Here is a 26,990-nt window from a genome sequence, read left to right as displayed (position 1 = left end):
TCCAGTTATAATCAGCCGATTTCCCCTTTGCCAAGACACCGAGCCCATGACCGAGTCCGTTCTTGACTACATGACCCGCCTGGGTCGCGCCGCCCGTGAGGCCTCGCGGGTGATCGGCCGTGCCAGCACCGCGCAGAAGAACCGCGCTCTGCAGGCCGCCGCCGATGCCCTCGACGCAGCCCGCGACGCGCTCACCGCAGCCAACGAACAGGACTTGGCCAACGGTCGCAAGAACGGCCTGGAACCGGCGCTGCTCGACCGCCTGGCGCTTACTCCGGCACGCATCGACGGCATGATCACCGGCCTGCGCCAGGTGGCCAGCCTGCCGGACCCGGTCGGCGCCATCCGCGACATGAGCTACCGCCCGTCGGGCATCCAGGTTGGCAAGATGCGCGTGCCGCTGGGGGTCATCGGTATCATCTACGAATCGCGCCCCAACGTGACCATCGACGCCGCCAGCCTGTGCCTGAAGTCGGGCAACGCCACCATCCTGCGCGGCGGCTCCGAGGCCATCCACTCCAACCGCGCCATCGCCGCCTGCATCCAGCGCGGCCTGGCTGAGGCCGGCCTGCCGCCGGCGGTGGTGCAGGTGGTCGAGACCACCGACCGCGAGGCCGTGGGTGCGCTGATCAGCATGCCGGAGTTCGTCGACGTGATCGTCCCGCGCGGCGGCCGTGGCCTGATCGAACGCATCAGCCGCGACGCCCGGGTGCCGGTTATCAAGCACCTGGACGGCATCTGCCATGTCTTCGTCGATGCCCATGCCGACCTGGACAAGGCCTGGCGCGTGGCCTTCAACGCCAAGACCTACCGCTACGGCATCTGCGGCGCCATGGAAACCCTGCTGGTGGACCAGGCCGTGGCCGAGCGCTTCCTGCCGGAAATGGCCCGCCGCTTCCACGACAAGGGCGTCGAACTGCGCGGCTGCGAGCGCACCCGGGCGATCATCGACGCCAAGCCGGCCAGCGAAGACGACTGGCACACCGAATACCTCGACGCGATCCTGTCGATCCGCGTTGTCGACGGCCTGGAGCAGGCCATCGAGCACATCAACCACTACGGCTCGCACCACACCGACTCGATCATCACCGAGCACCAGGGGCAGTCCCGGCGTTTCATCGCCGAGGTCGACTCGGCGTCGGTCATGCTCAACACCCCGACCTGCTTCGCCGATGGCTTCGAGTACGGCCTGGGCGCGGAGATCGGCATCTCCACCGACAAGCTGCACGCCCGTGGCCCGGTCGGCCTGGAAGGCCTGACCTGCGAGAAGTATGTGGTGATCGGCGACGGCCAGCTGCGCGGCCAGGAGTCGTGCTGAGTTGAGCAACGCGGTCGCAGTCCGGCGCATCGGCATTCTCGGCGGAACCTTCGACCCGGTGCATATCGGCCACCTGCGCAGTGCGCTGGAAGTGGCCGAGTTCATGCGCCTGGACGAACTGCGCCTGCTGCCCAACGCCCGCCCGCCGCACCGCGACACGCCGCAGGTGTCGGCCCAGGACCGCCTGGCCATGGTGCGTAGTGCCGTGCAGGGCGTCGAACGCCTGAGCGTGGATGACCGCGAGCTGGCCCGCGACAAGCCGTCGTACACCATCGATACCCTTGAATCGATCCGTGCGCAGCTGCACGCGCACGACCAGTTGTTCCTGGTGCTGGGCTGGGACGCGTTCTGCGGCCTGCCCAGCTGGCATCGCTGGGAAGAACTGCTGCAACACTGTCACATCCTGGTGCTGCAACGCCCGGATGCCGATGTCGAACCCCCCGACGCGCTGCGCAACCTGCTGGCGGCGCGCTCGGAGAGCGATCCCACCGCCATGTCCGGCCCGGCGGGGCACATTTCGTTCGTCTGGCAGACCCCGCTTGCGGTGTCCGCCACACAGATCCGACAGCTGCTGGCCAGCGGCAAGTCGGCGCGGTTCCTGGTGCCGGACGCAGTACTGGCCTATATCGAGGCGCACGACCTGTATCGTGTGTCCAACTGACGGCGCCCATGGGCGCCTCACTTAATGAGTTGAACGAGTTTTATATGAGCAAGCAGAAAATCAATGGCATCAGTGGCGAAGAGCTGGTCAAACTGACCATCAGCGCCCTGGAAGACGTCAAGGCCCAGGACATCCAGGTCATCGACGTGCGCGAAAAGCACAGCCTGACCGACTACATGATCATTGCCACCGGTACCTCCAATCGCCAGATCAACGCGATGCTGGAAAAGGTCCGTGAAGCGGTGAAGAAAGAGGGTGCGCAACCCCTGGGTGAAGAAGGCAAGGGCGACAGCGACTGGGTCCTGCTGGACCTGAACGACGTCATCGTGCACATGATGACCGCCGCTGCCCGCCAGTTCTACGACCTGGAGCGCCTGTGGCTGGGTGCCGAGCAGAGCCGTGCCGCCGATGCCAAGCACCACAGTCCGGAAAACGCCAGCGACTACTTCACCGACAAGCTCAAAGACCGGGAATAAGGAAGCGCCGTGCGTCTGCGTCTGATCGCGGTCGGCTCGCGCATGCCCAAGTGGGTCGAGGAAGGCTGGCATGAGTATGCCAAGCGCCTGCCCCCGGAGCTTGCGCTGGAGCTGGTGGAAATCCCGCTGAACACCCGCGGCAAGAACGCCGATGTCGCCCGCCTGATCCGTCAGGAGGGCGAGGCGATGCTGAGCAAGGTGCAGCCTGGGGAACGCATCGTCACCCTCGAGGTCCATGGCAAGCCCTGGAGCACCGAGCAACTGGCGGGCGAGCTGGACCGTTGGCGCCTGGATGCGCGTACGGTCAACCTGATGGTGGGCGGCCCGGAAGGGCTGGCGCCGGAAGTCTGCGCGCGTAGCGAACAGCGCTGGTCGCTGTCGCCGCTGACGTTGCCGCACCCGTTGGTAAGGATACTCATCGGCGAGCAGATCTACCGCGCCTGGACCGTGCTGTCCGGGCATCCCTACCACAAATGAACCTGTAAGCCTGTCCGATGCCGCAGCAGATCCGCCTCAAGGACCACGAGAAAGACGCCCGCCTGGTGCGCAACCGCGTCGTCGTGGGCGCCGTGGCGGTGGTGCTGCTCGTCTGCGTACTGATCGCCCGGCTGTATTACCTGCAGGTCATCCAGTACGACTATCACTCGACGCTGTCGGAGAACAACCGGGTGCATGTGCAGCCGATCCCGCCGACCCGCGGGCTGATCTTCGACCGCAACGGCGTGGTGGTGGCGGACAACCGCCCCAGCTTCAGCCTGGTGATGACCCGCGAGCGCGCCGGCAACGCCGGCAAGTGGCAGGACGTGCTGGATGTGATAGTCGAAGTGCTCGAGCTCACCCCTGACGACCGCGCCCTGTTCGAGAAGCGCATGAAGCAGGGGCGCCGGCCATTCGAGCCGGTGCCGATCCTGTTCGAGCTCAACGAGGAGCAGATTGCCCGCATCGCGGTCAACCAGTTCCGCCTGCCCGGCGTGGAAGTGGCGGCGCAGCTGGTCCGCCACTATCCCCAGGGCGCGCATTTCGCCCATTCGGTGGGCTATGTCGGGCGGATCAACGAGAAGGAACTCAAGACCCTCGACCCGGTGAACTACAGCGGCACCCACCACATCGGCAAGACCGGCATCGAACGCTTCTATGAAGACGAGTTGCATGGCCAGGTGGGCTACGAGGAAGTCGAGACCAATGCCCGTGGCCGTGTGCTGCGAGTGCTCAAACGCACCGATCCGAAGCCTGGCAAGGACATCGTGCTGAGCCTGGACATCAAGCTGCAGGAAGCCGCCGAGCAGGCGCTGGGCGGACGCCGTGGCGCCATCGTGGCCCTCGACCCGCGCACCGGCGAGGTGCTGGCGATGGTCAGCCAGCCGAGCTTCGACCCCAACCTGTTCGTCACCGGCATCGGCTTCAAGGCTTACGCCGAACTGCGCGATTCGATCGACCGGCCGCTGTTCAACCGCGTGCTGCGCGGCCTCTACCCGCCCGGCTCGACCATCAAGCCGGCGGTGGCGATCGCCGGTCTCGACAGTGGCGTGGTGACCGCAGGCAGCCGGGTGTTCGACCCGGGTTACTACCAACTGCCCAACTACGATCACAAATACCGCAACTGGAACCGCACCGGCGATGGCTGGGTTGACCTGGATGTGGCGATCATGCGGTCAAACGACACGTACTTCTACGATCTTGCGCACAAGATGGGGATCGATCGGCTGTCCAGCTACATGAACAAGTTCGGCATCGGGCAGAAGGTCGCCCTGGACATGTTCGAAGAGTCGCCCGGATTGATGCCGTCCCGTGAGTGGAAGCGCGCTACGCGCCGCCAGGCCTGGTTCCCCGGCGAAACCCTGATCCTCGGCATCGGCCAGGGCTATATGCAGACCACGCCACTGCAGTTGGCCCAGGCCACCGCGCTGATTGCCAACAAAGGCGTGTGGAACCGTCCGCGCCTGGCCAAGACCATCGAAGGCCAGCCCCCGGTGGACGAGAACCCCATGGAAAACATCGTCCTGCGCGACAAGTCGGACTGGGCCAGGGTCACTCACGGCATGGAGCAGGTGATGCATGGCGCCCGCGGGACCGCGCGCAAGGCCGCCATCGGCTCGCAGTACCGCATCGCCGGCAAGAGCGGCACGGCCCAGGTGGTGGCGATCAAGCAGGGTGAGAAGTACGACCGTAACAAACTCCAGGAACGCCACCGCGACCACGCGCTGTTCGTCGCCTTCGCCCCGGCCGACGATCCGAGGATCGTGGTCTCGGTGATGGTCGAGAACGGCGAGTCCGGCTCCGGCGTCGCCGCCCCCGTGGTGCGCCAGGTCATGGATGCCTGGCTGCTTGACGAGAGCGGCCGGCTCAAGCCCGAGTTCGCCCCCGCCACAGTCGCCCAGGAATCGGCCCCGTGAAGAACAACTTCGACCGCATGCTCTCCAGCGAGGACGTGATGCGCAGGCGCGCCAGCTTCCTGCAGCGCATCCATATCGACGGTCCCCTGCTGCTCATCCTGCTGACGCTCGCCGCCGGCAGCCTGTTCGTACTCTATTCGGCCAGCGGCAAGAACTGGGACCTGCTGATGAAGCAGGCCAGCTCGTTCGGTATCGGTCTGGTGTCGATGTTCATCATCGCCCAGCTCGAGCCGCGCTTCATGGCGCGCTGGGTGCCGCTGGCCTACCTGGCCGGGGTGTTCCTGCTGGTCGTGGTCGACGTCATGGGCCACAACGCCATGGGCGCGACGCGCTGGATCAACATTCCCGGGGTGATCCGCTTCCAGCCCTCGGAATTCATGAAGATCATCATGCCGGCGACCATCGCCTGGTACCTGTCCAAGCGCACCTTGCCGCCGCATCTCAAGCATGTGGCGATCAGCCTGGTCCTGATCGGCGTGCCGTTCATCCTCATCGTGCGCCAGCCCGACCTGGGCACGGCGCTGCTGATCCTCGCCTCCGGCGCCTTCGTGCTGTTCATGGGCGGGCTGCGCTGGCGCTGGATCGTCAGCGTGATCGCCGCAGCGGTGCCGGTGGCGGTGGCGATGTGGTTCTTCGTCATGCACGACTACCAGAAGCAGCGAGTGTTGACCTTCCTCGACCCGGAAAGCGACCCGCTGGGCACCGGCTGGAACATCATCCAGTCCAAGGCGGCGATCGGTTCGGGCGGAGTGTTCGGCAAGGGCTGGCTGCTGGGCACCCAGTCGCACCTGGACTTTCTGCCGGAAAGCCACACCGACTTCATCATCGCCGTGCTCGGCGAGGAGTTCGGCCTGGTCGGCATCTGCCTGCTGCTGCTGATCTACATCCTGTTGATCGGCCGCGGACTGGTGATCACCGCCCAGGCCCAGACCCTGTTCGGCAAGCTGCTCGCGGGCAGCCTGACCATGACCTTCTTTGTTTATGTGTTCGTCAATATCGGTATGGTCAGCGGCCTCCTGCCCGTGGTGGGCGTGCCGCTGCCCTTCATCAGCTATGGCGGAACTTCGTTGGTGACGCTGCTGTCAGCGTTTGGCGTTCTGATGTCGATCCATACGCACCGCAAATGGATTGCACAGGTTTGAAAAAGGTGAAGAATTTCATGCAAGCAGTGCGTGGCTGGGCTGCCCGCCTGGCGCCGTGGTTCGGCGCGATGGGGCTGTTCGGCGCAATCCAGCAGGCCAATGCCGGCGACTACGACGGCTCGCCCCAGGTGGCCGAGTTCGTTGGCGAGATGACCCGCGACTACGGCTTCGCCGGTGAGCAGCTGATGGGCGTGTTCCGCGAGGTACAGCGCAAGCAGGCGATCCTCGATGCGATTTCGCGGCCGGCCGAGCGGGTCAAGCCGTGGAAGGAATACCGCCCGATGTTCATCACCGACGCGCGAATCGCCCGCGGTGTGGACTTCTGGCGCCAGCACGAGGCCGTGCTGGCCCGTGCCGAGCAGGAATACGGCGTGCCGGCGCAGTACATCGTCGCGATCATCGGCGTGGAAACCTTCTTTGGCCGCAACACCGGCAATTATCGGGTCATCGATGCCCTGTCCACGCTCGGTTTCGACTACCCGCCACGGGCCGAATTCTTCCGCAAGGAGCTGCGCGAGTTCCTCCTGCTGGCCCGCGAGGAGCAGCTCGATCCGCTCACGCTCAAAGGCTCCTATGCCGGCGCCATGGGCCTGCCGCAGTTCATGCCGAGCAGCTTCCGCGCCTATGCCGTGGACTTCGACGGCGACGGCCACATCAATATCTGGAACAACCCGGACGATGCCATCGGCAGTGTCGCCAGCTACTTCAAGCGCCACGGCTGGGTACCCGGGGAACCTGTGGTCAGCCGCGCCAGCGTGGCCGGCGAGCGGGCCGACGAAGGCCTGACCACCGGTATCGAGCCGACCAGGACGGTCGCGCAGTTGCGGGCGCTGGGCTGGTCGGGTCATGATGCGCTGCGCGATGATCTGCCAGTCACGGCCTTCCGCCTGGAAGGCGCGGATGGCCCCGAGTACTGGATGGGCCTGAAGAACTTCTATGCGATCACTCGCTACAACCGCAGCGTGATGTATGCCATGGCGGTGCATCAGCTTTCCGAACAGCTGGTTCTGGCACGGGGCGTCAAGTAAATGCGCGAACTCTTCACCATCAATACCGCAAAACTGCTGACCTGCGTCGCCGTCGGCCTGGTGCTGGCCAGCTGTTCGTCGAGCCGGCCTTCCACCCCGCAGAGCGGTAACACCGTGCGTGCGCAGCCGGGCCTGGACATCAACCGTGCGCACAAGGACGGCGCGCCCTGGTGGGACGTGGACGTCAACAAGATCCCCGACGCCACGCCGACCGTGCACACCGGCAACTACAAGGCCAACCCCTACACGGTGCTGGGCAAGACCTACTACCCGATGCAGGACTCGCGCAACTACCGCGCCGAGGGTACCGCGTCGTGGTATGGCACCAAGTTCCACGGCCAGAACACCGCCAACGGCGAGCTGTACGACCTGTACGGCATGAGCGCGGCACACAAGACCCTGCCGCTGCCGGCCTATGTACGGGTGACCAACCTGGCCAACGGCCGCAGCGTGATCCTGCGGGTCAATGACCGTGGCCCGTTCTATTCCGACCGTATCATCGACCTGTCCTACGCTGCGGCGAAGAAGCTCGGCTATGCAGAGATCGGGACCGCCCATGTGCGCGTCGAGGGCATCGACCCACAGCAATGGTGGGCCCAGCGTGGCCAGCAGCCGCCGATGGTGCTCAAGGAGCCGCAGGTGGCCCAGGCCCAGCCGATCGCCGCCAGCACCGGCCGGGTCGAGCAGTGGACTCCGCCACCGCAGCAGCACGCGGCGCCGGTGGTGCCGGTGCAGGTGGGCGGTAACAATGTGCCGAACGCCAGTGGTGGCAGCATCCTGCAAGTGGGCGCGTTCGCCAACCCGGACGCCGCCGAGTTGTTGCGCTCGAAGCTGAGCACCATGGTCAGCGCGCCGGTGTTCATCAGCTCCGTGGTGCGTAACCAGCAGACCCTGCACCGGGTGCGCCTGGGGCCGATCAACAGCCAGGGTGAGATCCAGCAGGCGCAGGACAGCATTCGCCTGGCCAATCTCGGCCAGGCCAAGGTCGTCACTGATTGAGACCAACCGCGGGGCAAGCCCGCTCCCACGCCATCTGCAAGGCGGGACGTGGGAGCGGGCTTGCCCCGCGATGAACCGACACGCCGACCTGTCGGTTTGTTCATGAATTGCCGGGCAATGACATGTACAATGCCCGCTTTTGCCCGCAGCGGCATTACGTCGCACTGTCGGGCCAGGCCACCGGCCATAAAACTAGACTGACGGGGCGCTGGGCAAACGAACTTGCCCACGGAACATCAGACCATTAGCGATTTACGAGAGACGGATGAACATCACCAACCTTGCCAAACGACTTTGCCTGCCCGTTCTGCTGATGATCATGCCCGCTGCCTTCGCAGCGGAGCAGATGATGCCGGCACCACCGCAACTGGCCGCCAAGTCCTACGTACTCATGGACGCGTCCAGCGGCAACGTGCTGGTCGAGAACAACGGTGACGAGCGCCTGCCGCCGGCCAGCCTGACCAAGCTGATGACCGCCTACATCGCCACCCTGGACATCCGCCGCGGCCAGATCGGCGAGAACGACCCGGTCACCGTCAGCGAGAACGCCTGGCGCACCGGTGGTTCGCGCATGTTCATCAAGGTCGGCAGCCAGGTCACCGTCAGCGACCTGCTGCACGGCATCATCATCCAGTCCGGCAACGATGCCTCGGTCGCCCTGTCCGAGCACATCGCCGGCAGCGAAGACGCCTTCGCCGACATGATGAACAAGACCGCCGCCGACCTGGGCATGGCCAACAGCCACTTCATGAACCCGACCGGTCTGCCGAACCCGGAGCACTACTCGTCGGCCCACGACATGGCCCTGCTGGCGCGCGCGATCATCAACGAAGATCCGGCGCACTACGCCATCTACTCGCAGAAAGAGTTCTTCTGGAACAACATCAAGCAGCCGAACCGCAACCTGCTGCTGTGGCGCGACAAGACCGTCGACGGCCTGAAGACCGGTCACACCGACGAAGCCGGCTACTGCATGGTCGCCTCGGCCGTGCGTGACGGCCAGCGCCTGATCGCCGTGGTGTTCGGCACCAACAGCGAGCAGTCCCGCGCCGCCGAGACCCAGAAGCTGCTGACCTACGGTTTCCGCTTCTTCGAAACCCAGACCTTCTACCAGAAAGGCACCGAGCTGACCCAGGCCCAGGTATGGAAAGGCGCGACCAACCAGGTGAAAGCCGGCCTGGCCAACGACCTGACCATGACCATGCCTAAAGGCCAATTGAAGCGCCTCCAGGCTTCGATGACCATGAACCCGCAACTGACCGCTCCGATCGCCAAAGGTGACGTGATCGGCAAAGTGGAAGTCAAACTGGACGAGAAAGTGATTCACAGCGCTGACCTCATCGCCCTCGACGGCGTGGAGGAAGCTGGTTTCTTCGGCCGTATGTGGGATAGCATCCGCCTGTTCTTCTACGGTTTGTTCAACTGATACGTGACCTGCACGCCCCCGTGAACCAGGCGGGGGCGATGTTGCTGCCACGGCTTACGAGGCCGTTTCCGCCATGAGCGAAGAAGACGTCAAGTCGCACAAGATCGAATTCCCCTGCGAGGATTACCCGATCAAGGTGATCGGCGACACCGTTGTCGGTTTCCGCGACACCGTGATCGAGATCCTCAGCAAGCACGCCAAGGTCGATCTGTCGACCCTGGCCGAGCGCCAGAGCAAGGAAGGCAAGTACACCACGGTGCAACTGCATATCGTTGCCGAGAGCGAGAACCAGCTGCACGACATCAACAGTGCCCTGCGTGCCACCGGCATCGTGAAAATGGTGCTGTGATGTCCGGCGTGCTCGGTATTCGCGATCTTGGCCTGCAGCCCTATGAGCCGGTGCTGGAGGCCATGCGTCGCTTTACCGAGCAACGCGGCCCGGACAGCCAGGACGAAGTCTGGCTGGTCGAGCACCCGCCGGTTTTCACCCAGGGCCAGGCCGGCAAGGCCGAGCACCTGCTGATCCCGGGGGAAATCCCGGTGGTGCAGACCGACCGCGGCGGCCAGGTCACCTACCACGGCCCCGGCCAGCTGGTGGCCTACCTGCTGCTGGATGTGCGGCGCCTGAGCATCGGCGTGCGCGAGCTGGTCAGCCGCATCGAGCAGACGCTCATCGACCTGCTCGCCAGCTACGGCGTGCAGGCGGTGGCCAAGCCCGATGCCCCGGGCGTCTACGTCGATGGCGCGAAGATCGCGTCCCTTGGCCTTCGAATCCGCAACGGTCGTTCCTTCCACGGCCTTGCCCTGAACGTGGACATGGACCTTGCGCCATTCCGCCGAATCAACCCCTGTGGGTATGCGGGGCTGGCCATGACCCAGCTACGCGACCTGGCAGGTCCGATCGAACTCGACGAGGTCAGGACAAGGCTGCGCGGACAGCTGGTCAGGCACCTCGACTATGCTGAGCAGACGACCCTCACGGGCGGAATCGACTGATTATGACAATTGTGCAAGAAGCCGTGCCGAACCTGATCCCCACGCAAGACGTGACCCCACGCCCTGCGCCGAAGAAAGTCGAGGCCGGCGTGAAGCTGCGCGGCGCCGAGAAGGTGGCGCGCATCCCGGTGAAGATCATCCCCACCGAAGAGCTGCCGAAAAAGCCGGACTGGATTCGTGTGCGCATCCCGGTTTCGCCGGAGGTCGACCGCATCAAGCAACTGCTGCGCAAGCACAAGCTGCACAGTGTGTGCGAAGAGGCCTCCTGCCCGAATCTGGGCGAGTGCTTCTCCGGCGGCACCGCGACTTTCATGATCATGGGCGACATCTGCACCCGTCGCTGCCCGTTCTGCGACGTCGGCCACGGTCGTCCGAAGCCACTGGACCTGGACGAGCCGAAGAACCTGGCCATCGCCATCGCCGACCTGCGGCTGAAGTACGTGGTGATTACCTCGGTGGACCGCGACGACCTGCGTGACGGCGGTGCCCAGCACTTCGCCGACTGCATCCGCGAAATTCGCGCGCTGTCGCCGGGTGTCCAGCTGGAGACCTTGGTGCCGGACTACCGTGGGCGCATGGACGTGGCGCTGGAAATCACCGCGCAGACCCCGCCGGACGTGTTCAACCACAACCTCGAGACCGTGCCGCGCCTGTACAAGGCCGCGCGTCCGGGCTCGGACTACGACTGGTCGCTGGACCTGCTGCAGAAGTTCAAGCAGATGGTCCCGCATGTGCCGACCAAGTCCGGCCTGATGCTGGGCCTGGGCGAGACCGACGACGAGGTGATCGAGGTCATGCACCGCATGCGCGAGCACGACATCGACATGCTGACCCTCGGCCAGTACCTGCAGCCGTCGCGCAACCACCTGCCGGTACAGCGCTTCGTGCACCCGGACACCTTCGCCTGGTTCGCCGAGGAAGGTTACAAGATGGGCTTCAAGAACGTCGCCTCCGGCCCGTTGGTGCGTTCGTCGTACCACGCCGACCAGCAGGCTCACGAAGCCAAGATCAAGCTCTGAACCGGGCTTGAGCGGGACATGCCGATGCGCGCCGGAAGGCGGCATCGGCATTTTTTTGAGCTACAAGTTTCAAGCGACAAGCTGCAAGGAGTGGCGCGATGAATTGCCTGGAAACTGCCGAGTACCTGTTGCCCAAGGCCCTGCCTGACAACGCTCGTTTCGCCATCGTTGCCCCGGCTGGGCCGGCGCGTCTGGATACCGACAAGGCCCGTCAGTGGTTCGAAGACCGTGGCCAGCAGTGCCGCATCTACCCTGGGGTGCTGCAGGCGGATGGTTACCTTGCCGGTAGCGACGAGCAGCGCCTGCGCGATCTGCACGATGCATTCAGCGCCCCGGACATCGACGCCATCCTGTGCATGCGCGGCGGTTACGGCAGCATGCGCCTGCTGGACCGCATCGACTTCGAACTGATCCGGCGCCATCCCAAGCCGCTGGTGGGCTACAGCGACATCACCGCCCTGCATTCGGCGCTCAACCGACATGCCGGGATGCTGGCCTTCCATGGCGCAATGCTCAATGCCGACCTGCTGGGGGGCAAGTTCGAGCCCACGGTCAGCTCACTGTTCGCGCAGTTGCGGGGGCGGCTGGGGGCGGGTGATGCGATTGACCATCCTGTCGAGTTCCCGCTCACCAGTGTGGTGCCCGGGATTGCCAGCGGGCGTCTGGTCGGTGGCAACCTGTCGCTGCTAGGCTCCACGCTGGGGACGTTGGCGGAAGTCGACACCCAGGACAGCATCCTGTTCATCGAGGACGTCAACGAGCCACTCTACCGTGTCGACCGGTTGCTGAGCCACCTGCGCCTGGCCGGCAAGCTGGAGGGGGTACGAGGGGTGCTGGTGGGGGACTTTGCCGGGATCACGGTGGCGGCGATGGCGCCGCTGCTGCTGGACATCTTCGGCCCGCTCGGGGTGCCGGTGCTGGCCGGGTGGCGCAGCGGGCATTGTGATCCGAATGTGTGCTTGCCATTGGGGGCTAGCGTGCGACTGGATGCTGAAGAGCAGAGTCTGGTGTTACTGCAGGATCTGTTTAGGGTTTGAGATTGCCGGGGCTGCCTTGCAGCCCTTTCGCGGCACAAGGCCGCTCCTACAGGTGATCGCAATCTCCTGTAGGAGCGGCCTTGTGCCGCGAAAGGGGCGCGAAGCGCCCCCCTGAGCTTTTAGCGACGCAGGCTATCGAGCAACTTGTGCGTCGGATACCCATCCGCCGGCCAGCCCTGGGCCTGCTGCGCATTGCGGATCGCCTTGCGGGTATTGGCGCCGATGATCCCATCCGGATTGCCTGCTTCATGCCCGTTGGCATTGAGCAAGGTCTGCAACTCGATCCGCTCGCTGCGGCTCAGCGGCAGGTCCTCTTTCGGCCAGCTGCCGGCAATGAACCCCCATCCAGAGAAACGATCCCCCAGCAGGCTCACCGCCAGCGCGTAGGACGACGAGTTGTTGTACTTGAGGATGGCGCGGAAGTTGTCCAGCACCAGGAACGCTGGCCCCTTGGCGCCCGCGGGCAGCAGCAGGGCGGCGGACAGCTGGCTGCTGCCGTTTGGCAGCGTGGTGCCGACTGGCAGTTTCACGCCAAGCTGCAGCCACTCGCTGACGCTCTTGCGCTGGCTGCCATCGGCCAGCCAGTAGTCGAAGCCGGCAGGCACCTGCACCTCGAAGCCCCAGGGCTGGCCACGTTTCCAGCCGGACGCCTGCAGGTAGTGCGCGGTTGACGCTAGGGCGTCGGCGGTGCTGTTCCAGATGTCGCGGCGGCCGTCACCGTCGAAGTCCACGGCGTGGGTCAGGTAGGTGGTCGGGATGAACTGGGTCTGGCCCATGGCGCCAGCCCAGGAGCCGCGCATCGCATCGGGCTGGATATCGCCGTTCTGCAGGATCTGCAAGGCGGCGATCAGCTGGTCCTGGGCGAACTGCGGACGGCGGCCCTCATAGGCCAGGGTGGCCAGCGAGCGGATCACCGACTTGCTGCCCTGGAACTGGCCGAAGTTGCTTTCCATGCCCCAGACCGAGACCAGAACCTGGCGATCGACACCGTAGCGCTGTTCGATGCGGGTCAACAGATCGGCGTTCTGCTCGAGCAGTTTCTTGCCGTTGCGCACGCGTAGCGGCGACAGGGCGCCGTCCAGGTACTCCCACACCGGGCGGGCGAACTCGGGCTGGCTGCGGTCGGCCTTGATCACGTCCATGTCCGGGGTGACGCCAAGGAAGGCGCGGTCGAACAGGCTGGCACTGATACCGGCTTGCAGGGCTTGCTGGCGGAAGCCGGCCTGCCATTGGGCGAAGGTCTGCAGGGGCTGGATTTCACCGTTGGCCTCGGGCGCGGTGCCGGGCAGGGTGACGACGGGGGCGGGCTGGGCGGGCGCCAGCGGCAGGGCGTCGGCGGCGGTGGGTTTCTCGGCGCAGGCGACGAGCAGGATGAAGCTTGTGGCCGCGATCAGCTGGCGGGGTTGCCAGCGGAGAGTGAGACGAGAGGGCATGCACAGATCCAGAATTGCAGGTCAGGTGCCGACCATACCATGCCTGCGCATTTCATGCCTTTCATGCCGCCATAAAGCAGGAAGCCTCCCAATCTCTCGATTGGAAGGCTTCGCGGCGGTAGCTGCCTTTGCCTTTTTCCGGTCGTTCCTGGCGGCAGCGGAACAGCGGTTGGGCGATGATGGACTTGGCCTTGTTGGGGCCGTGCTTTTTCGGCTTTTTGCTCATGGTGGATTCCCGGTCTGGGTGGATGGCGGGCGCACTTTAGGCCTGTAGCGCTGCGTGAGCCAATTGATTGTGTTTATGGTGGCGGGCCTCATCGCGGGTCAAGCCCGCTCCCACAGTGCCTTTGGGAGCCCCGCGATGGGTTTTACTCGGCAGGCAGTGCCAATCGCTGTCCGGCCATGAGCAGCGACAAGCGCGCCAGGCTGGTCCAGGGCGAGCCTTCGGCCTGTCCCTTGATCTGCGCATCGATACGCTGGGCATCCTGCAGCAGCATGGCCCAGCGCTGTGCAGAGAGGCGCTGCAAGGCCTTGCTCACCAACGGACGGCGCTTGTCCCACACCGGTGGCCGGGCCTGGCTGAACGCCTTGTCCAGCGGCACCCCCTGGCTGAACTGCTGGGCGAGCCCCGCCAGCAGGCGCAGCTCGCGGGCCAGGGCCCAGAGAATTACCGGTGGTTCGACGCCTTCGCCGCGCAGTCCTTCGAGCATGCGCAGGGCGTGAGCCGCCTCGCCATTGAGAATGGCGTCCACCAGGCCGAAGACATCGAAGCGGGCGCTGTCGGCGACAGCGGCCTGGACGGTCTCCACGGTGATCTGGTTGCCCTCGGCCAGCAGCTTGAGCTTCTCGATTTCCTGGGCGGCGGCCAGCAGGTTGCCCTCGACCCGGGCGGCGATCAGGTCGACGGCGTCGCGCTGGGCCGACAGGCCGGCCTGGGACAGGCGCTGGTTGATCCACTGCGGCAACTGCTGGGCGTCCACCGGCCAGATCTGGATGAACTGGCAGTGCGTGCCTTCGATCAGGGCCTTGCCCCACTTGGTCTTCTGCGCGCTGCCATCGAGCTTGGGCAGGCTGATCAGCAGCAGCGTGTCCTCGGCCGGGTTGGCGCAGTATTCCATCAGTGCGGCGGCGCCCTTGTCGCCGGGTTTGCCCGAGGGCAGGCGCAGTTCCAGCAGGCGGCGCTGGGCGAACAGCGACAGGCTGGCACCGGCCAGCAGCAGGTTGCCCCAGTCGAAGTTGGCATCGGCGCTGAACACCTGGCGTTCGTCGTAGCCTTGCTGGCGAGCAGCGCCGCGGATGGCGTCGGCGGCCTCCTGGCACAGCAGCGGGTCGTCGCCGCTGACGATGTAGACGGGCGCCAGCTGGCCTTGCAGGTGCTTGTTGAGTTGGGCGGGAGCGAGCTTCATGGGGAGAGGCGGGGCACCTCAGGTGCCCCGATAGGCTCAGGGAGCCGGGACTTCCAGTGGCGACTGCTGGGGCGTCTCGTCCTGGATGCGCTGGGCTTCTTGCATGGCCCGTGCTTCGGCTTCGGCGCGCTCGTTGGCCTTGCGCTGCAGATCGTCGAGATGCGCAGGGGTCAGCTGTTGCAGTCTGGCCATCATGCCTTGTACCAGGTCGCGGCGCATTTCTTCGCGAACCTGATTGGCTTCCTGGCTGGAGCCATTGATGTTGTTGCCATCATGAATGTAGTACTTCTGTACTTGCAGTTTGTCTTCCAGCAAAAGGGTGTCGTTCTGGCCCTCCAGTGCATAGTTGAGCACCGTGGTCAGTTCGTACTCCGCCGAACGGCTACCGCCGGTATAGGTCGCAGCGCGTTGGGTTTCCTGCTCGTTGGTGAGAACAAGCTTGTAGGGGGCACCCGAATAGACCTTGACGTTACTGCTTTCCAGGGTGCGGCGCAGTTGCATGACGGTTGGGCCGTACAGATTGCGGGCGCTGAGATCCAGCTCCTTGATGCTCAGCTCATTGGTGCCGGTGCCGCGCAGCTGGAAACCGCAGGCGCTGAGCAGGACAGCCAGGCCCATTACCAGCAGATTGCGTTTGATCATGTGTGTTGCTCCCTCGTGGACCGATTACGCCCGCCTGCAGGGTGTGCAGGCGGGCGTTGCCATCAGTTGGCGACGATGTTGACCAGTTTGCCCGGTACGACGATGACCTTGCGGATGGTCAGGCCGTCGGTGAAGCGCAGGACGTTCTCGTTGTTGCGGGCGGCGGCTTCGATGTCCTCGCGGCTGGCGGCGGCCGGCATTTCGACCTGGCCACGCAGCTTGCCGTTGACCTGAACCACCAGGGTCACGGTGTCCTGTACCAGGGCGCTTTCGTCGACCGTTGGCCAGGCCGCGTCGATCGCTGCCTGGTCGTGGCCCAGCGCCTTCCACAGTTCGTGGGAGATGTGCGGGGTGATCGGTGCCAGCAGCAGGGTGACGGCCTCGAGGCCTTCCTGCAGCAGGGCGCGGTCCTGGGCGGTGGCCTGTGGCGCCTTTTCCAGCACGTTCATCACGGTCATCACCTGGGCGATGGCGGTGTTGAACTTGTGGTACTGGCCCACGTCAGTGCTGGCCTGCTTGATGGCGGCGTGGATGGCGCGGCGGATGACCTTCTGCTCGTCGCTCAGGGCGGCGATGTCCAGCTGGCCCGGCAGGCCTTGGGCCACATGGGCCTGGGCCAGGCGCCAGACACGGCGCAGGAAGCGGCTGGCACCCTCGACGCCGGAGTCGGACCATTCAAGGCTCATGTCGGGCGGCGAGGCGAACATCATGAACAGGCGGCAGGTGTCGGCGCCGTAGGCTTCGATCATCGACTGCGGGTCGACGCCGTTGTTCTTCGATTTCGACATCTTCTCGGTGCCGCCGATTTCCACCGGCAGGCCGTCGGTCTTCAGGCGCGCGCCAATGATCTTGGCCTTGGCGTCACGCTCGATTTCGACATCGGCCGGGTTGAACCAGTCCTTGCCGCCATTGCTGGCGACACGGTAGTAGGTTTCGGCGACGACCATGCCCTGGGTCAACAGGTTCTTGAACGGCTCGTTGGAGGTCACCAGGCCTTCGTCGCGCATCAGCTTGTGGAAGAAGCGGGCGTAAAGCAGGTGCAGGATCGCGTGTTCGATACCGCCGATGTACTGGTCCACCGGCAGCCAGTGGTTGGCGGCTTTCGGATCGACCAGGCCCTTGTCGTAGTTCGGCGAGGCATAGCGGGCGAAGTACCAGGACGATTCGACGAAGGTGTCCATGGTGTCGGTTTCGCGCTTGGCCGCGGTGCCGCATTTCGGGCAGGTGCACTCATAGAACTCGGGCATGCGCGCCAGTGGCGAACCGGCGCCGTCCGGCACCACGTTCTCCGGCAGGGTGACCGGCAGCTGGTCTTCCGGCACCGGCACGTCGCCGCAGGACGGGCAGTGGATGATCGGGATCGGGCAGCCCCAGTAGCGCTGGCGGCTGATGCCCCAGTCGCGCAGGCGGAACTGGGTGCGGGATTTGCCCAGGTCCTTGCGGATCAGTGCGGCCTCGATGGCATCGAAGGCGCCCTGGAAGTCCAGGCCGTCGAACTCGCCGGAGTTGATCAGCTGGCCGTGCTCGCCGTAGGCGGCCAGCCACTCGTTGCCCACTTCGTCGCCGACGCTGGTGCGCACCACCGCCTTGACTGGCAGGTTGTACTTGTGGGCGAACTCGAAGTCGCGCTCGTCATGGGCCGGCACGGCCATTACCGCGCCATCGCCGTAGTGCATCAGCACGTAGTTGGCGACCCATACCGGCAGTTTCTCGCCGGTCAGCGGGTGCTCGACGCACAGGGAAGTGGCCATGCCCTTCTTCTCCTGCGTGGCCATGTCGGCCTCGGCGACGCTGCCGCTCTTGCACTCGTCGATGAACGCCTGCAACGCCGGGTTGCTCTGGGCGGCCTGGGTGGCCAGCGGGTGCTCGGCGGCGACGGCGACGTAGGTCGCGCCCATCAGGGTGTCCGGACGGGTGGTGAAGACTTTCAGGGTGCCTTCATGGCCAATGCTGGCCTGGTCGTACGGGAACTGCACTTCCATGCCGCGGGACTTGCCGATCCAGTTGCGCTGCATGGTCTTGACCTGCTCGGGCCAGCCCGGCAGCTCGTCGAGGCTTTCCAGCAGTTCGTCGGCGTAGTCGGTGATGCGGAAGTAGTACATCGGGATCTCGCGCTTCTCGATCAGCGCGCCCGAACGCCAGCCACGGCCGTCGATGACCTGCTCGTTGGCCAGTACGGTCTGGTCCGCCGGGTCCCAGTTCACGGTGCCGTTCTTGCGGTAGATGATGCCTTTCTCGAACAGGCGGGTGAACAGCCACTGCTCCCAGCGGTAGTAGTCCGGCTTGCAGGTGGTGACTTCACGCGACCAGTCGATGGCCAGACCCAGGCTCTTGAGCTGGGTCTTCATGTAGTCGATGTTCTCGTAGGTCCACTTGGCCGGGGCGACGTTGTTCTTCATCGCGGCGTTTTCCGCCGGCATGCCGAAAGCGTCCCAGCCCATCGGCTGCAGGACGTTCTTGCCCAGCATGCGCTGGTAGCGGGCGATCACGTCACCGATGGTGTAGTTGCGCACGTGGCCCATGTGTAGCTTGCCGCTCGGGTACGGGAACATCGATAGGCAGTAGTACGTGTCTTTGCCTGGCTGTTCGGTGACAGCGAACGATTGTTGCTCGTCCCAGGCATTCTGGGCGGCGGCTTCTACATCACGGGGCGTGTATTGTTCGTGCATGGCTACTTTGTATTGAGAGGAATAAGAGACATGTTCCAGGCAGCTCGACCTCGCTGCGTCCGGCACTCCGGTATCTTATGAGAGTGAACGCCGTAGCATACATGAGCGCCGCGCGTCGTGGGAAACCCTGATTGCATCGCCCGTCGCGCGGGCCGTTGGTCGCGGCATCCGGCCGCTTTTGCGAGTGACGCTAAGCTCATCTGTGGGGGGAGATATTCTTACCTTCAATGAGGTGAACGGATGGGAGAGTCGCAACTAACCGCAAACAAGCCGGAGCTATACGAACGCCTGATCGACCGTCTGGGCCTGGCACTGGAAGTGGCCAGAACCTCGGTGCGATTGCGCGACGAGATGCCTGCCGAACTGGAGTTGCGTGGCCTGAGCCATGCCGAGTTCGAAGTCATCAAGGCCTACCTGGAATCCCTTCCGGAGGGCCGTTTTGCCAGTGCCGGTGCCTACCCGCAACCGGAGCCGTCCTCGGCCAGGATCGTCTGGCTCAAGGACCGCAAGCGCTCCGGTACCCCAGCCAGCTCCAGGACGTTGCCGTCCCGATAGCCGTTCAGGGTTGCAGGCGCGGATCGACGCGCCGGTTTTCGTAATGCACGTATTGATTGGCGCCGGATGCCCTTGAGCTCCGGTGCCGATCCTCTTAGGCTGCATGCCTTCCATGGAGGTGTGCAATGCCGTTTCGCTTTTTCGTCAAACAATGGTTGATGCCGCCCGGCATTCTCTTACTGCTGTTGCTGGCTGCCTGGTGGTGGCGCCGCCGCCGTCCTCGCCTGGCTGCTGTCTGCTTCGCGGTGGGGCTAGGCGGCCTGTGGCTGATGAGTACGCCACTGGCAGTGCAAAGGGGCGCCCAAGCCCTCGAAACCGAGCCGGCACTCGCGACCGAGGGTTGGACGGACCTGGCGGTCCAGGCTGATGCCATCGTCGTACTCGGGGCGGGGCGCGAGCGGGGTGATCCGGCTTGGGATGGCGCTGACCAGCCAAGTTACCTGGCGCTGGAGCGCATGCGCTATGCCGCTCAGTTGGCCAAAGCCTCGGGTTTGCCGGTGCTGACCAGTGGTGGCCTGCACTACGGCGTGCCACCCAGTGAGGCGCAATTGATGGCTGAACGCTTGCAGGCTGATTTTGGTGTGAAGGTCACCTGGAAGGAAGAGGCCAGTCGCACCACTTGGGAAAACGCTGAGTTCAGTGCAAAGATACTTCAGCCGTTGGGCATCAGGCGCGTGGTGGTGGTGACCCAGGCCTGGCACATGCAGCGTTCGCGCTGGAGCTTCGAGCGGGCTGGGTTCGAGGTGGTGCCGGCGCCAGTGGGCTTCCTCGGGCGCGATCATGCCCGACCGTTCGCGGGGTTGCTGCCGGAAAGCCGGGCCATGTGGCAGAGCGGGCAGTTGCTGAACGAGGCGGTGGGGTTGCTGGGGTATCGGTTGTTCTACTGATGTCCTGCGTACACGGCCCCCTGTAGGAGCGGCCTTGTGCCGCGAAAGGGCCGCAAGGCGGCCCCGGGGTATTGGCGTATATGCACAGATCGTGGGGCCGCTTCGCAGCCCTTTCGCGGCACAAGACCGCTCCTACAGGGGGGCTTCGTCGGTCAGACAGTCTTGGCGATCCGCCCGGCCAGCAGTGCCCAGCCCAGCAACAGCACGCAGACAATCGCCAGCGGCCACGAGCGCCATTGCAGGTAAGGCGTCAGCTGCTGCATCGGCACCACCTCGCCATACAGCACGGCCCGCTGGAACTGCGGGATCTGCGCGGTGATCCTGCCGAACGGATCGATCAGCGCCGTCACGCCGTTGTTGGTGGCGCGGATCATCCAGCGACCGGCCTCCAGGGCGCGCATCTGGGCCATCTGCAGGTGCTGCAGCGGACCGATCGAGGTGCCGAACCAGGTGTCGTTGCTGATGGTCAGCAGCAGGTCGCTGCGCGCGGCAAGGCTTGCGGCGAACTCGGGATAGACCACTTCGTAGCAGATGTACGGGGCGACCTGGTAGCCCTTGGCCTGCAGCAGTGGCTGGTCCTCGGGGCCTCGGGCGAAGTCCGACATTGGCAAGTTGAAGAACTCGATCAGGCCGCGCAGCATGTCCTGCAGCGGTACGTACTCGCCGAACGGCACCAGCTTCTGCTTGAGGTAGGTGCCGTCGCCTTCGCCGGCCACGGTGATGCCGTTGTAGTAGCGGCGTTGGTGGTGAACCATCTGCCGCACCGGCACCCCGGTGATCAGCGCCGAATGCCGTTCAGCGGCAAAGGTGCCCATCATGTCGATGTAGCCCTGGGCCTGGTCCTTGAGCACCGGCACGGCGGTTTCCGGCCAGACCAGCAGGTCGGCGGGTTTCGAGCTGAAGCTCATGTCGCGGTACAGCGCCAGTTGCGCATTGACGTGCGCCGGGTCCCATTTCAGGTCCTGCTCGACGTTGCCCTGCAGGGCGGCGACCTTCAGCGGGTCGCCCGCCGGCTTGGTCCAGGCGTGGTCCTTGAGGGCCAGGCCGAGGATCCACGGCGCCACCAGCAACACCACGCCAATGGCCAGGAACGAGCGACGCTCACGCAAGCGGTGCAGGTTGCACAGCAAGGCCGCGCTCAAGGCCAGGACGAAGGACACCAGCCATACGCCGCCCAGCGGAGCGAGGCCGGCGAGCGGGCCGTCAAGTTGGCTGTAGCCGGCGTACAGCCAGGGGAAGCCGGTGAGGAACCAGCCGCGGAAGGCCTCCTGCAGCAACCACAGGGCGGCGAAGCACAGGGCATCGGCCAGTGGCGCTTCGTCGCGGCGCAGCCAGCGTGCCCAGAGCCAGGCGGGCAAGGCGAAGAAGAACGCCAGGCAGGCGAAGAATGCCAGCAGCAGGGCGATCGCCAGCAGCGGCGAGGCGCCGCCGTAGGTGTTCATGCTGACGTAGATCCACCAGGTGCCGGCGCCATAGAGGCCGAAGCCGAAGCACCAGCCACGGCCCAGGGCCTGGCGCGGCGTCAGTTCGCGCAGGCCGGCGTAGAACAGGGCGATGGACAGGATGGCCAGCGGCCAGACGTCGAACGGCGCCAGGGCCAGGAGGGTGGAAGCGCCGGCCGCCATGGCCAGCAGGTTACCGGGCCAGCCGGGGCGGGTGATCCAGCGCATTTTCGTCCTTAACGGTTGATCGGGGTCAGGCGCAGCAAGTGTATCCGCCGGCTGTCGGCGTTGAGAATACGGAAGCGGTAGCCGCCGATTTCGGTGGTTTCGTTACGCTTGGGCAGGTGGCCGAAGGCGCTCATCACCAGGCCGCCGACGGTGTCGAACTCGTCATCGGAGAATTCGCTGTCGAAGAAGCCGTTGAAGTTCTCGATCGGGGTCAGTGCCTTGACCAGGAAGTCGCCACTGGGCAGCGGCTTGATGTAGCTGTCTTCCTCGACATCGTGCTCGTCCTCGATATCGCCGACGATCTGCTCGAGCACGTCCTCGATGGTCACCAGGCCCGCCACGCCGCCGTACTCGTCGATGACGATGGCCATGTGGTTGTGGTTGGCGCGGAACTCGCGCAGCAGCACGTTCAGGCGCTTGGACTCGGGCACGAAGGTGGCCGGGCGCAGCAGGTCCTTGATGTTGAAGCTGTCGCCGTTCTCCTTGAGGATCAGCGGCAGCAGGTCCTTGGCGAGCAGGATGCCGAGCACATCGTCATGGCTTTCGCCGATCACCGGGTAGCGCGAGTGCGCGGCGTCGATCACCGCCGGCAGGAACTCGCGCGGCGACTGGCTGGCCTTGATGCTGATCATCTGCGAGCGCGGCACCATGATATCGCGCACCTGCAGGTCGGCGACCTGGATGGCGCCTTCGACGATGGTCAGCGCTTCGCTGTCGAGCAGCTTGTTCTGATGGGCTTCGCGCAGCAGCTCGAGGAGCTCCTGGCGGTTTTTCGGCTCATGGGCAAAAGCCTGGGTCAGCTTACCCAGCCAGGACTTTTGCCCGTTGCTCGATCGGTCTTCGCTCATGGCGGTTACTCGTGATCCTTGCAGTGTTCAGTGTGTGATTGATTCGGTTTCGTCATCGGCGTACGGGTCCGGATGACCCAGTTCCGCCAGCAATTCTCGTTCCAGCGCTTCCATCTCCTCGGCCTCATCATCTTCGATGTGGTCGTAGCCGAGCAGGTGCAGGCAGCCGTGGATGACCAGGTGCGCCCAGTGCGCCTCGAGGGCCTTGCCCTGTTCGGCGGCCTCGCGCTCGACCACCGGCACGCAGATCACCAGGTCGCCCAGCAGCGGAATGTCGAGCAGGTCGTCGGGTACATCGGCGGGGAAGGACAGCACGTTGGTGGCGTAGTCCTTGTGCCGGTAGGTGTGGTTCAGCTCGCGGCCTTCGGCTTCGTCGACCAGGCGAATGGTCATCTCGGAGTCGGCCGTGCGCTGGCGCAGGGCCAGCTCGCACCAGCGGCGGAAAGCGGCGTCATCGGGGGCAGCGGCGTCCGTGGCCCGTTGCAGGTCGAGTTCAAGCATCTTTGCCGGGTGCCTCGGGCTTGGCCTGACGGGCGTCGAAGCGGTCGTAGGCCTCGACGATGCGCTGCACCAGTGGGTGGCGCACCACATCCTTGGGCTGGAAATGGGTGAAGCTGATGCCCGGGACGTCCTTGAGCACCTCGATCACATGGGCGAGCCCCGACTTGGTGCCACGCGGCAGGTCGACCTGGGTGATGTCGCCAGTGATCACCGCGGTCGAGCCGAAGCCGATGCGGGTGAGGAACATCTTCATCTGCTCGAGGGTGGTGTTCTGACTCTCGTCGAGGATGATGAAGCTGTTGTTCAGGGTGCGGCCGCGCATGTACGCCAGCGGCGCGATCTCGATCACCTGGCGCTCGATGAGCTTGGCCACGTGCTCGAAGCCGAGCATCTCGTAGAGCGCGTCGTAGAGCGGGCGCAGGTACGGGTCGATCTTCTGGGCCAGGTCGCCGGGCAGGAAACCGAGCTTTTCGCCGGCCTCGACCGCCGGGCGCACCAGCAGGATGCGGCGCACCTGTTCGCGCTCCAGCGCATCGACCGCGCAGGCCACGGCCAGGTAGGTCTTGCCGGTACCGGCCGGGCCGATGCCGAAGTTGATGTCGTTGGCCAGGATCTCCTTGACGTAGCGCTGCTGGTTGACGCCGCGTGGGCGGATGTTGCCCTTGCGCGTGCGCAGCGAGACGCTGACTTCGTTGACCGCCGGGTTCTCGAGGGTCTCGACCGTCGACTCCTGGAGATAGAGATGGACCGTTTCCGGCGACAGGTCGGTGGCCTTGGCCTCGCGATAGAGGCGGCGCAGCAACTGTTCGGCGGCGGAGGTGGTCTTGGGTTCGCCAATCAGTTCGAATTGATTGCCGCGGTTGCGGATCTCGATGGCCAGGCGTTGTTCGATCAGGCGCAGGTGCTCGTCGAACTGGCCGCACAGGTTGGCGAAACGATGGGCCTCGAAGGGTTCGAGGATGAAGCGATGGGGTTGTATGGGTGCGTTCAAGGTCGTTTTTAGCCGCTCGACGGCAATGAATGTGAACTCAAGAATAACCCTTGAGTGGCAGTGGCGAAAGCACTGAAACGATCAAGGGTCGGTGCGACGCTTCCGATCCGCGTGCCGATCATGGCAGGGCAAGTTGACGAAACTGTGATGCCGGTGGGCCGTGCAGGGGCCGGGGCGGCTCAGGGCAGGGGCGAGAAGGGCGTGCGACCTTCGGCGTTCTGCAGTTCCAGCAGGTATTTGCGGAAGATCTGGCCGAGCACCTGGGTGGCGTGCTCGAGCTCGTCGCGGGGCATTTGCTCGGTAACTTCGTCGGCCATGTCCAGGGCGTCTTCGGCACCGTTGACCGCGGCGATCTTGAGCAGGATGTAGGCCTGCACGTTGTTGGCCTTGACCCCTTCGCCATGGAAGAACATCGAGCCGAGACGGTACTGGGCCTGGCCCTGGCCCTGCAGCGAGGCCTTCTCGAACCACTTGAGCGCCTTGTCGAGATGGCGCGGCGTGCCGCTGTAGTAGAACTCGCCCAGCTCGTACTGCGCTTCGGCATCCCCGGACTCCGCCGTCTGTTCGCAAGCCTTCAGGGCGTTCTGCAGGTCTTCGGGCGCGGTATCGAGCGTGCAGCGGCCCGTCGTTGGAATCAGCAACGAGTTACCGCCCTCCGCCAGGGCCAGCAGGGGCTGAAGAAGCAACAGGCAGCCCAGGGTCAGGGCGCGGCCGGTGCGGTTCATGGGGATCGACTTACCTCTGCAAAGCTACGGCCAATGTCTCTGGTGGCACATTATGGGATAAGCAGCGCCTACCTTACAAAGTTTTACTCAGATTTCTACAACGCGGTGAGCAGTGCAAGGGTGTGACGCGGTTATCGCTTTGCTCATTTGTCGCCTGTGGCGGCCCCATCGCGGGGCAAGCCCGCTCCCACGCATGTCGTTATGGCGTGGGAGCGGGCTTGCCCCGCGATGGAACACCCTTACTTCAGCTTGGCGAACGCCCGCTCGGCCGCATCCAGGGTAATCTGCAGCTCCTTGTCGCCATGGGCGATGGAGGTGAAGCCGGCCTCGAAGGCGCTTGGTGCCAGGTACACGCCGCCTTCGAGCATCAGGTGGAAGAAGCGCTTGAAGCGCTCGGCGTCGCTGGCCATCACGTCGTCGAAGGTGACGATGTCGTCGGCGCCGCTGAAGTACAGGCCGAACATGGCGCCCGCCTGGGTGGTGACGAACGGGATGCCGGCGGCATCGGCGCGCTGTTGCAGGCCATCGAGCATGCGGCTGGTGAAGGCGCTCAGCTCGTCATGGAAGCCCGGGCGGCTGATCAGCTTCAGGGTGGTCAGGCCCGCGGCCATCGCCAGCGGGTTGCCCGACAGGGTGCCGGCCTGGTAGACCGGGCCCAGCGGGGCGATGCAGCCCATGATCTCGCGCTTGCCGCCGAAGCAGCCGACCGGCATGCCGCCACCGACGATCTTGCCGAAGGTCGACAGGTCCGGGGTGATGCCGTAGTGGCCCTGGGCGCCACCCAGCGACACACGGAAACCGGTCATCACTTCATCGAAGATCAGCACCACGCCATGCTTGTCGCACAGGGTGCGCAGGCCTTCGAGGAAGCCCGGCGCCGGTGGTACGCAGTTCATGTTGCCGGCCACCGGCTCGACGATGATGCAGGCGACGCTCTGGCCAACGTCGGCGAGGGTCTTCTCGACGGCGGCGATATCGTTGAACGGCAGGGTCAAGGTGTGCTTGGCGAAGTCCGCCGGCACCCCGGCCGAACTCGGCACACCCTGGGTCAGCAGGCCGGAGCCGGCCTTGACCAGCAGGCTGTCGGAGTGACCGTGGTAGCAGCCCTCGAACTTGATGATGGCGTCGCGGCCGGTGTAGCCACGGGCCAGGCGAATGGCGCTCATGGTGGCTTCGTGCCGGAGCTGACCATGCGCACCATCTCCATCGACGGCACGATCGAGCAGACCAGGTCGGCCATCTCGGTTTCCATGGCGGTAGGCGCGCCGTAGGACAGGCCGTGCTCGAGCTGCCGGCGCACGGCATCCAGCACATCGGGGTGGCCGTGGCCGAGGATCATCGGGCCCCAGGAACCGACATAGTCGACATAGCGCTTGTCATCCTCGTCGATGACGTAGGCGCCTTCGGCGTGCTTGAAGAACAGCGGCGTGCCACCGACGCTCTTGAATGCGCGCACCGGCGAGTTGACGCCGCCGGGGATGTGTTTCTGGGCTTGGGCGAACAGGGCTTCGGAACGGGACATGGATCTTCTCTCGAAATCAGGAAACGAACAGGGCGTTGAAGGCGCGGGCGCGGCGGGTGACTTCCTGCGCGCTGTCGGCACCGAACAGGCCGTGGATCACCGCCAGCAGGTCGGCGCCATGGGCGACCAGCGGGGCGGCGTTGTCAAGGGTGATGCCGCCGATCACGGCGATCGGCAGCTTGACCTGGGCGCGGGCCTGCTCCAGCAGTTCGACGTTGGCGGCGGGCGCGCCCGGTTTGGTGACGGAATTGAAGAAGCGACCGAAGGCGACATAGCTGGCGCCTTCGCTGGCGGCCTGTTGCGCGAGGTCGAGGCTGGCGTGGCAGGTCGAGCCGATGATCGCCTGGCGGCCGAGCAGGGCGCGTGCCGGGGTGAGCGGACCGTCGGTCTGGCCCAGGTGCACGCCGACGCCCAGGCGTGCAGCCAGTTCGGCGTCGTCGTTGATGATCAGCTGGGTGCCGTAGCGTTCGCAGAGCTTCGCCAGCGCTTCAGCTTCGCGCAGGCGACGTCCGGCGTCGTCGCTCTTGTCGCGGTACTGCAGCAGGCAGACACCGCCTTTGAGTGCTGCCTCGACATGGCTCAGGAAACGGCCGGCGAGCAGCTGGCTGTCGGTGATGGCATACAGACCGCGGAGCGTCATCGGATG

General features: G+C 65.0%; 26 protein-coding genes and 1 pseudogene. 15 read left to right on the top strand and 12 right to left on the bottom strand.

All coding sequences use genetic code 11. The features are described 5' to 3' along the window. Window positions 1-46: 46 nt before the first annotated feature. The 13 genes from VUG52_RS24370 (at window position 47) to VUG52_RS24310 (ending at window position 12,495) form a co-directional block, all read left to right on the top strand. Window positions 47-1,318 (top strand): glutamate-5-semialdehyde dehydrogenase, encoded by a 1,272-nt coding sequence (locus VUG52_RS24370; RefSeq protein ID WP_050707065.1) that lies wholly within the window; start codon window positions 47-49, stop codon window positions 1,316-1,318. Between the two features lies 1 nt (window position 1,319). Next, window positions 1,320-1,979 (top strand): nicotinate-nucleotide adenylyltransferase, encoded by a 660-nt coding sequence (nadD, locus tag VUG52_RS24365; protein ID WP_028690384.1) that lies wholly within the window; start codon window positions 1,320-1,322, stop codon window positions 1,977-1,979. Window positions 1,980-2,023: 44 nt separating this feature from the next. Continuing rightward, window positions 2,024-2,455: a ribosome silencing factor gene (gene rsfS / locus VUG52_RS24360; protein ID WP_050707064.1), complete on the top strand. Its 432-nt coding sequence runs from the start codon at window positions 2,024-2,026 to the stop codon at window positions 2,453-2,455. 9 nt (window positions 2,456-2,464) lie between these two features. Then, window positions 2,465-2,932 carry a 23S rRNA (pseudouridine(1915)-N(3))-methyltransferase RlmH gene (gene rlmH, locus VUG52_RS24355; protein WP_023631106.1) on the top strand — a complete coding sequence of 156 codons (468 nt, stop codon included), beginning with the start codon at window positions 2,465-2,467 and terminating at the stop codon, window positions 2,930-2,932. 17 nt (window positions 2,933-2,949) lie between these two features. Next, on the top strand, window positions 2,950-4,848 hold the full coding sequence (gene mrdA / locus VUG52_RS24350; RefSeq protein ID WP_050707063.1) for a penicillin-binding protein 2: 1,899 nt from the start codon (window positions 2,950-2,952) through the stop codon (window positions 4,846-4,848). Between the two features lie 38 nt (window positions 4,849-4,886). Next, the gene (gene rodA, locus VUG52_RS24345; RefSeq protein WP_050707084.1) at window positions 4,887-5,990 is read left to right on the top strand and encodes a rod shape-determining protein RodA; all 1,104 of its coding nucleotides are present in this window, start codon (window positions 4,887-4,889) and stop codon (window positions 5,988-5,990) included. 17 nt (window positions 5,991-6,007) lie between these two features. Next, a complete protein-coding gene (mltB, locus tag VUG52_RS24340) occupies window positions 6,008-7,018 on the top strand; it encodes a lytic murein transglycosylase B (protein ID WP_050707083.1) in 1,011 nt (336 codons plus the stop codon). Next, the gene (locus VUG52_RS24335) at window positions 7,019-8,017 is read left to right on the top strand and encodes a septal ring lytic transglycosylase RlpA family protein (RefSeq protein WP_050707062.1); all 999 of its coding nucleotides are present in this window, start codon (window positions 7,019-7,021) and stop codon (window positions 8,015-8,017) included. Between the two features lie 265 nt (window positions 8,018-8,282). Beyond that, window positions 8,283-9,443: a D-alanyl-D-alanine carboxypeptidase family protein gene (locus tag VUG52_RS24330; RefSeq protein WP_050707061.1), complete on the top strand. Its 1,161-nt coding sequence runs from the start codon at window positions 8,283-8,285 to the stop codon at window positions 9,441-9,443. Window positions 9,444-9,516: 73 nt separating this feature from the next. Next, window positions 9,517-9,792 carry a DUF493 domain-containing protein gene (locus VUG52_RS24325; RefSeq protein WP_011535839.1) on the top strand — a complete coding sequence of 92 codons (276 nt, stop codon included), beginning with the start codon at window positions 9,517-9,519 and terminating at the stop codon, window positions 9,790-9,792. Further along, window positions 9,792-10,439, top strand: a complete 648-nt coding sequence (gene lipB, locus VUG52_RS24320; protein WP_050707060.1) for a lipoyl(octanoyl) transferase LipB — start codon at window positions 9,792-9,794, stop codon at window positions 10,437-10,439. The genes VUG52_RS24325 and lipB overlap by 1 nt, the downstream gene beginning before the upstream one ends. A gap of 2 nt (window positions 10,440-10,441) precedes the next feature. Continuing rightward, complete coding sequence (gene lipA, locus VUG52_RS24315) at window positions 10,442-11,458, top strand: lipoyl synthase (RefSeq protein ID WP_050707059.1); 1,017 nt, start codon at window positions 10,442-10,444, stop codon at window positions 11,456-11,458. A 98-nt stretch (window positions 11,459-11,556) separates the two neighbouring features. Further along, entirely contained in the window at window positions 11,557-12,495 is a 939-nt protein-coding gene (locus tag VUG52_RS24310; protein ID WP_050707058.1) for a S66 peptidase family protein, read from the top strand. A gap of 119 nt (window positions 12,496-12,614) precedes the next feature. Here VUG52_RS24310 and VUG52_RS24305 read toward each other — a convergent pair whose 3' ends face one another. The 5 genes from VUG52_RS24305 to leuS form a co-directional block, all read right to left on the bottom strand. After that, window positions 12,615-13,928: a lytic murein transglycosylase gene (locus tag VUG52_RS24305; protein ID WP_220689946.1), complete on the bottom strand. Its 1,314-nt coding sequence runs from the start codon at window positions 13,926-13,928 to the stop codon at window positions 12,615-12,617. 61 nt (window positions 13,929-13,989) lie between these two features. Next, a complete protein-coding gene (gene arfA, locus VUG52_RS24300; RefSeq protein ID WP_050707056.1) occupies window positions 13,990-14,154 on the bottom strand; it encodes an alternative ribosome rescue factor ArfA in 165 nt (54 codons plus the stop codon). Between the two features lie 142 nt (window positions 14,155-14,296). Beyond that, window positions 14,297-15,334 (bottom strand): DNA polymerase III subunit delta, encoded by a 1,038-nt coding sequence (holA, locus tag VUG52_RS24295; protein ID WP_050707055.1) that lies wholly within the window; start codon window positions 15,332-15,334, stop codon window positions 14,297-14,299. A 36-nt stretch (window positions 15,335-15,370) separates the two neighbouring features. Next, complete coding sequence (locus VUG52_RS24290) at window positions 15,371-15,976, bottom strand: LPS-assembly lipoprotein LptE (protein WP_050707054.1); 606 nt, start codon at window positions 15,974-15,976, stop codon at window positions 15,371-15,373. A 62-nt stretch (window positions 15,977-16,038) separates the two neighbouring features. After that, on the bottom strand, window positions 16,039-18,645 hold the full coding sequence (gene leuS / locus VUG52_RS24285; RefSeq protein WP_050707053.1) for a leucine--tRNA ligase: 2,607 nt from the start codon (window positions 18,643-18,645) through the stop codon (window positions 16,039-16,041). Between the two features lie 240 nt (window positions 18,646-18,885). Here leuS and VUG52_RS24280 point away from each other — a divergent pair, with 240 nt between their 5' ends. Further along, window positions 18,886-19,200, top strand: coding sequence for a hypothetical protein (locus VUG52_RS24280; RefSeq protein ID WP_050707052.1), 315 nt, complete (start codon window positions 18,886-18,888; stop codon window positions 19,198-19,200). A 125-nt stretch (window positions 19,201-19,325) separates the two neighbouring features. Further along, entirely contained in the window at window positions 19,326-20,087 is a 762-nt protein-coding gene (locus tag VUG52_RS24275; RefSeq protein WP_050707051.1) for a YdcF family protein, read from the top strand. 152 nt (window positions 20,088-20,239) lie between these two features. Here VUG52_RS24275 and lnt read toward each other — a convergent pair whose 3' ends face one another. From lnt to thiE, 7 genes and pseudogenes are all read right to left on the bottom strand, one after another. Continuing rightward, entirely contained in the window at window positions 20,240-21,757 is a 1,518-nt protein-coding gene (lnt, locus tag VUG52_RS24270) for an apolipoprotein N-acyltransferase (protein ID WP_050707050.1), read from the bottom strand. A gap of 8 nt (window positions 21,758-21,765) precedes the next feature. Further along, the gene (locus VUG52_RS24265; RefSeq protein WP_050707049.1) at window positions 21,766-22,605 is read right to left on the bottom strand and encodes an HlyC/CorC family transporter; all 840 of its coding nucleotides are present in this window, start codon (window positions 22,603-22,605) and stop codon (window positions 21,766-21,768) included. 27 nt (window positions 22,606-22,632) lie between these two features. Continuing rightward, a complete protein-coding gene (gene ybeY / locus VUG52_RS24260; protein WP_050707048.1) occupies window positions 22,633-23,106 on the bottom strand; it encodes an rRNA maturation RNase YbeY in 474 nt (157 codons plus the stop codon). Next, on the bottom strand, window positions 23,099-24,097 hold the full coding sequence (locus tag VUG52_RS24255; protein ID WP_050707047.1) for a PhoH family protein: 999 nt from the start codon (window positions 24,095-24,097) through the stop codon (window positions 23,099-23,101). Before VUG52_RS24255 ends, ybeY begins: the two co-directional genes overlap by 8 nt. Before the next feature lie 179 nt (window positions 24,098-24,276). Further along, window positions 24,277-24,822 carry a tetratricopeptide repeat protein gene (locus VUG52_RS24250; RefSeq protein ID WP_050707046.1) on the bottom strand — a complete coding sequence of 182 codons (546 nt, stop codon included), beginning with the start codon at window positions 24,820-24,822 and terminating at the stop codon, window positions 24,277-24,279. 239 nt (window positions 24,823-25,061) lie between these two features. Beyond that, window positions 25,062-26,344, bottom strand: a pseudogene (hemL, locus tag VUG52_RS24245) (glutamate-1-semialdehyde 2,1-aminomutase). A gap of 16 nt (window positions 26,345-26,360) precedes the next feature. After that, window positions 26,361-26,984, bottom strand: coding sequence for a thiamine phosphate synthase (gene thiE, locus VUG52_RS24240; protein WP_050707044.1), 624 nt, complete (start codon window positions 26,982-26,984; stop codon window positions 26,361-26,363). Between the last annotated feature and the right edge of the window lie 6 nt (window positions 26,985-26,990).

Source organism: Pseudomonas sp. LH21, from assembly GCF_036549575.1.
GTDB lineage: Bacteria > Pseudomonadota > Gammaproteobacteria > Pseudomonadales > Pseudomonadaceae > Aquipseudomonas > Aquipseudomonas peradeniyensis.
The sequence above is the reverse complement of the archived record's forward strand: the minus strand, read 5'-3'. Positions and strand labels throughout refer to the sequence as shown.

Bases quoted from the DNA above. Each gene is read 5' to 3' on its own strand.
- VUG52_RS24370 (WP_050707065.1), top strand. From the start codon at position 47: ATGACCGAGTCCGTTCTTGACTACATGACCCGCCTGGGTCGCGCCGCC.
- rsfS (WP_050707064.1), top strand. From the start codon at position 2,024: ATGAGCAAGCAGAAAATCAATGGCATCAGTGGCGAAGAGCTGGTCAAA.
- mrdA (WP_050707063.1), top strand. From the start codon at position 2,950: ATGCCGCAGCAGATCCGCCTCAAGGACCACGAGAAAGACGCCCGCCTG.
- rodA (WP_050707084.1), top strand. From the start codon at position 4,887: ATGCGCAGGCGCGCCAGCTTCCTGCAGCGCATCCATATCGACGGTCCC.
- mltB (WP_050707083.1), top strand. From the start codon at position 6,008: ATGCAAGCAGTGCGTGGCTGGGCTGCCCGCCTGGCGCCGTGGTTCGGC.
- VUG52_RS24335 (WP_050707062.1), top strand. From the start codon at position 7,019: ATGCGCGAACTCTTCACCATCAATACCGCAAAACTGCTGACCTGCGTC.
- VUG52_RS24330 (WP_050707061.1), top strand. From the start codon at position 8,283: ATGAACATCACCAACCTTGCCAAACGACTTTGCCTGCCCGTTCTGCTG.
- VUG52_RS24325 (WP_011535839.1), top strand. From the start codon at position 9,517: ATGAGCGAAGAAGACGTCAAGTCGCACAAGATCGAATTCCCCTGCGAG.
- lipB (WP_050707060.1), top strand. From the start codon at position 9,792: ATGTCCGGCGTGCTCGGTATTCGCGATCTTGGCCTGCAGCCCTATGAG.
- lipA (WP_050707059.1), top strand. From the start codon at position 10,442: ATGACAATTGTGCAAGAAGCCGTGCCGAACCTGATCCCCACGCAAGAC.
- VUG52_RS24310 (WP_050707058.1), top strand. From the start codon at position 11,557: ATGAATTGCCTGGAAACTGCCGAGTACCTGTTGCCCAAGGCCCTGCCT.
- VUG52_RS24305 (WP_220689946.1), bottom strand. From the start codon at position 13,928: ATGCCCTCTCGTCTCACTCTCCGCTGGCAACCCCGCCAGCTGATCGCG.
- arfA (WP_050707056.1), bottom strand. From the start codon at position 14,154: ATGAGCAAAAAGCCGAAAAAGCACGGCCCCAACAAGGCCAAGTCCATC.
- holA (WP_050707055.1), bottom strand. From the start codon at position 15,334: ATGAAGCTCGCTCCCGCCCAACTCAACAAGCACCTGCAAGGCCAGCTG.
- VUG52_RS24290 (WP_050707054.1), bottom strand. From the start codon at position 15,976: ATGATCAAACGCAATCTGCTGGTAATGGGCCTGGCTGTCCTGCTCAGC.
- leuS (WP_050707053.1), bottom strand. From the start codon at position 18,645: ATGCACGAACAATACACGCCCCGTGATGTAGAAGCCGCCGCCCAGAAT.
- VUG52_RS24280 (WP_050707052.1), top strand. From the start codon at position 18,886: ATGGGAGAGTCGCAACTAACCGCAAACAAGCCGGAGCTATACGAACGC.
- VUG52_RS24275 (WP_050707051.1), top strand. From the start codon at position 19,326: ATGCCGTTTCGCTTTTTCGTCAAACAATGGTTGATGCCGCCCGGCATT.
- lnt (WP_050707050.1), bottom strand. From the start codon at position 21,757: ATGCGCTGGATCACCCGCCCCGGCTGGCCCGGTAACCTGCTGGCCATG.
- VUG52_RS24265 (WP_050707049.1), bottom strand. From the start codon at position 22,605: ATGAGCGAAGACCGATCGAGCAACGGGCAAAAGTCCTGGCTGGGTAAG.
- ybeY (WP_050707048.1), bottom strand. From the start codon at position 23,106: ATGCTTGAACTCGACCTGCAACGGGCCACGGACGCCGCTGCCCCCGAT.
- VUG52_RS24250 (WP_050707046.1), bottom strand. From the start codon at position 24,822: ATGAACCGCACCGGCCGCGCCCTGACCCTGGGCTGCCTGTTGCTTCTT.
- thiE (WP_050707044.1), bottom strand. From the start codon at position 26,984: ATGACGCTCCGCGGTCTGTATGCCATCACCGACAGCCAGCTGCTCGCC.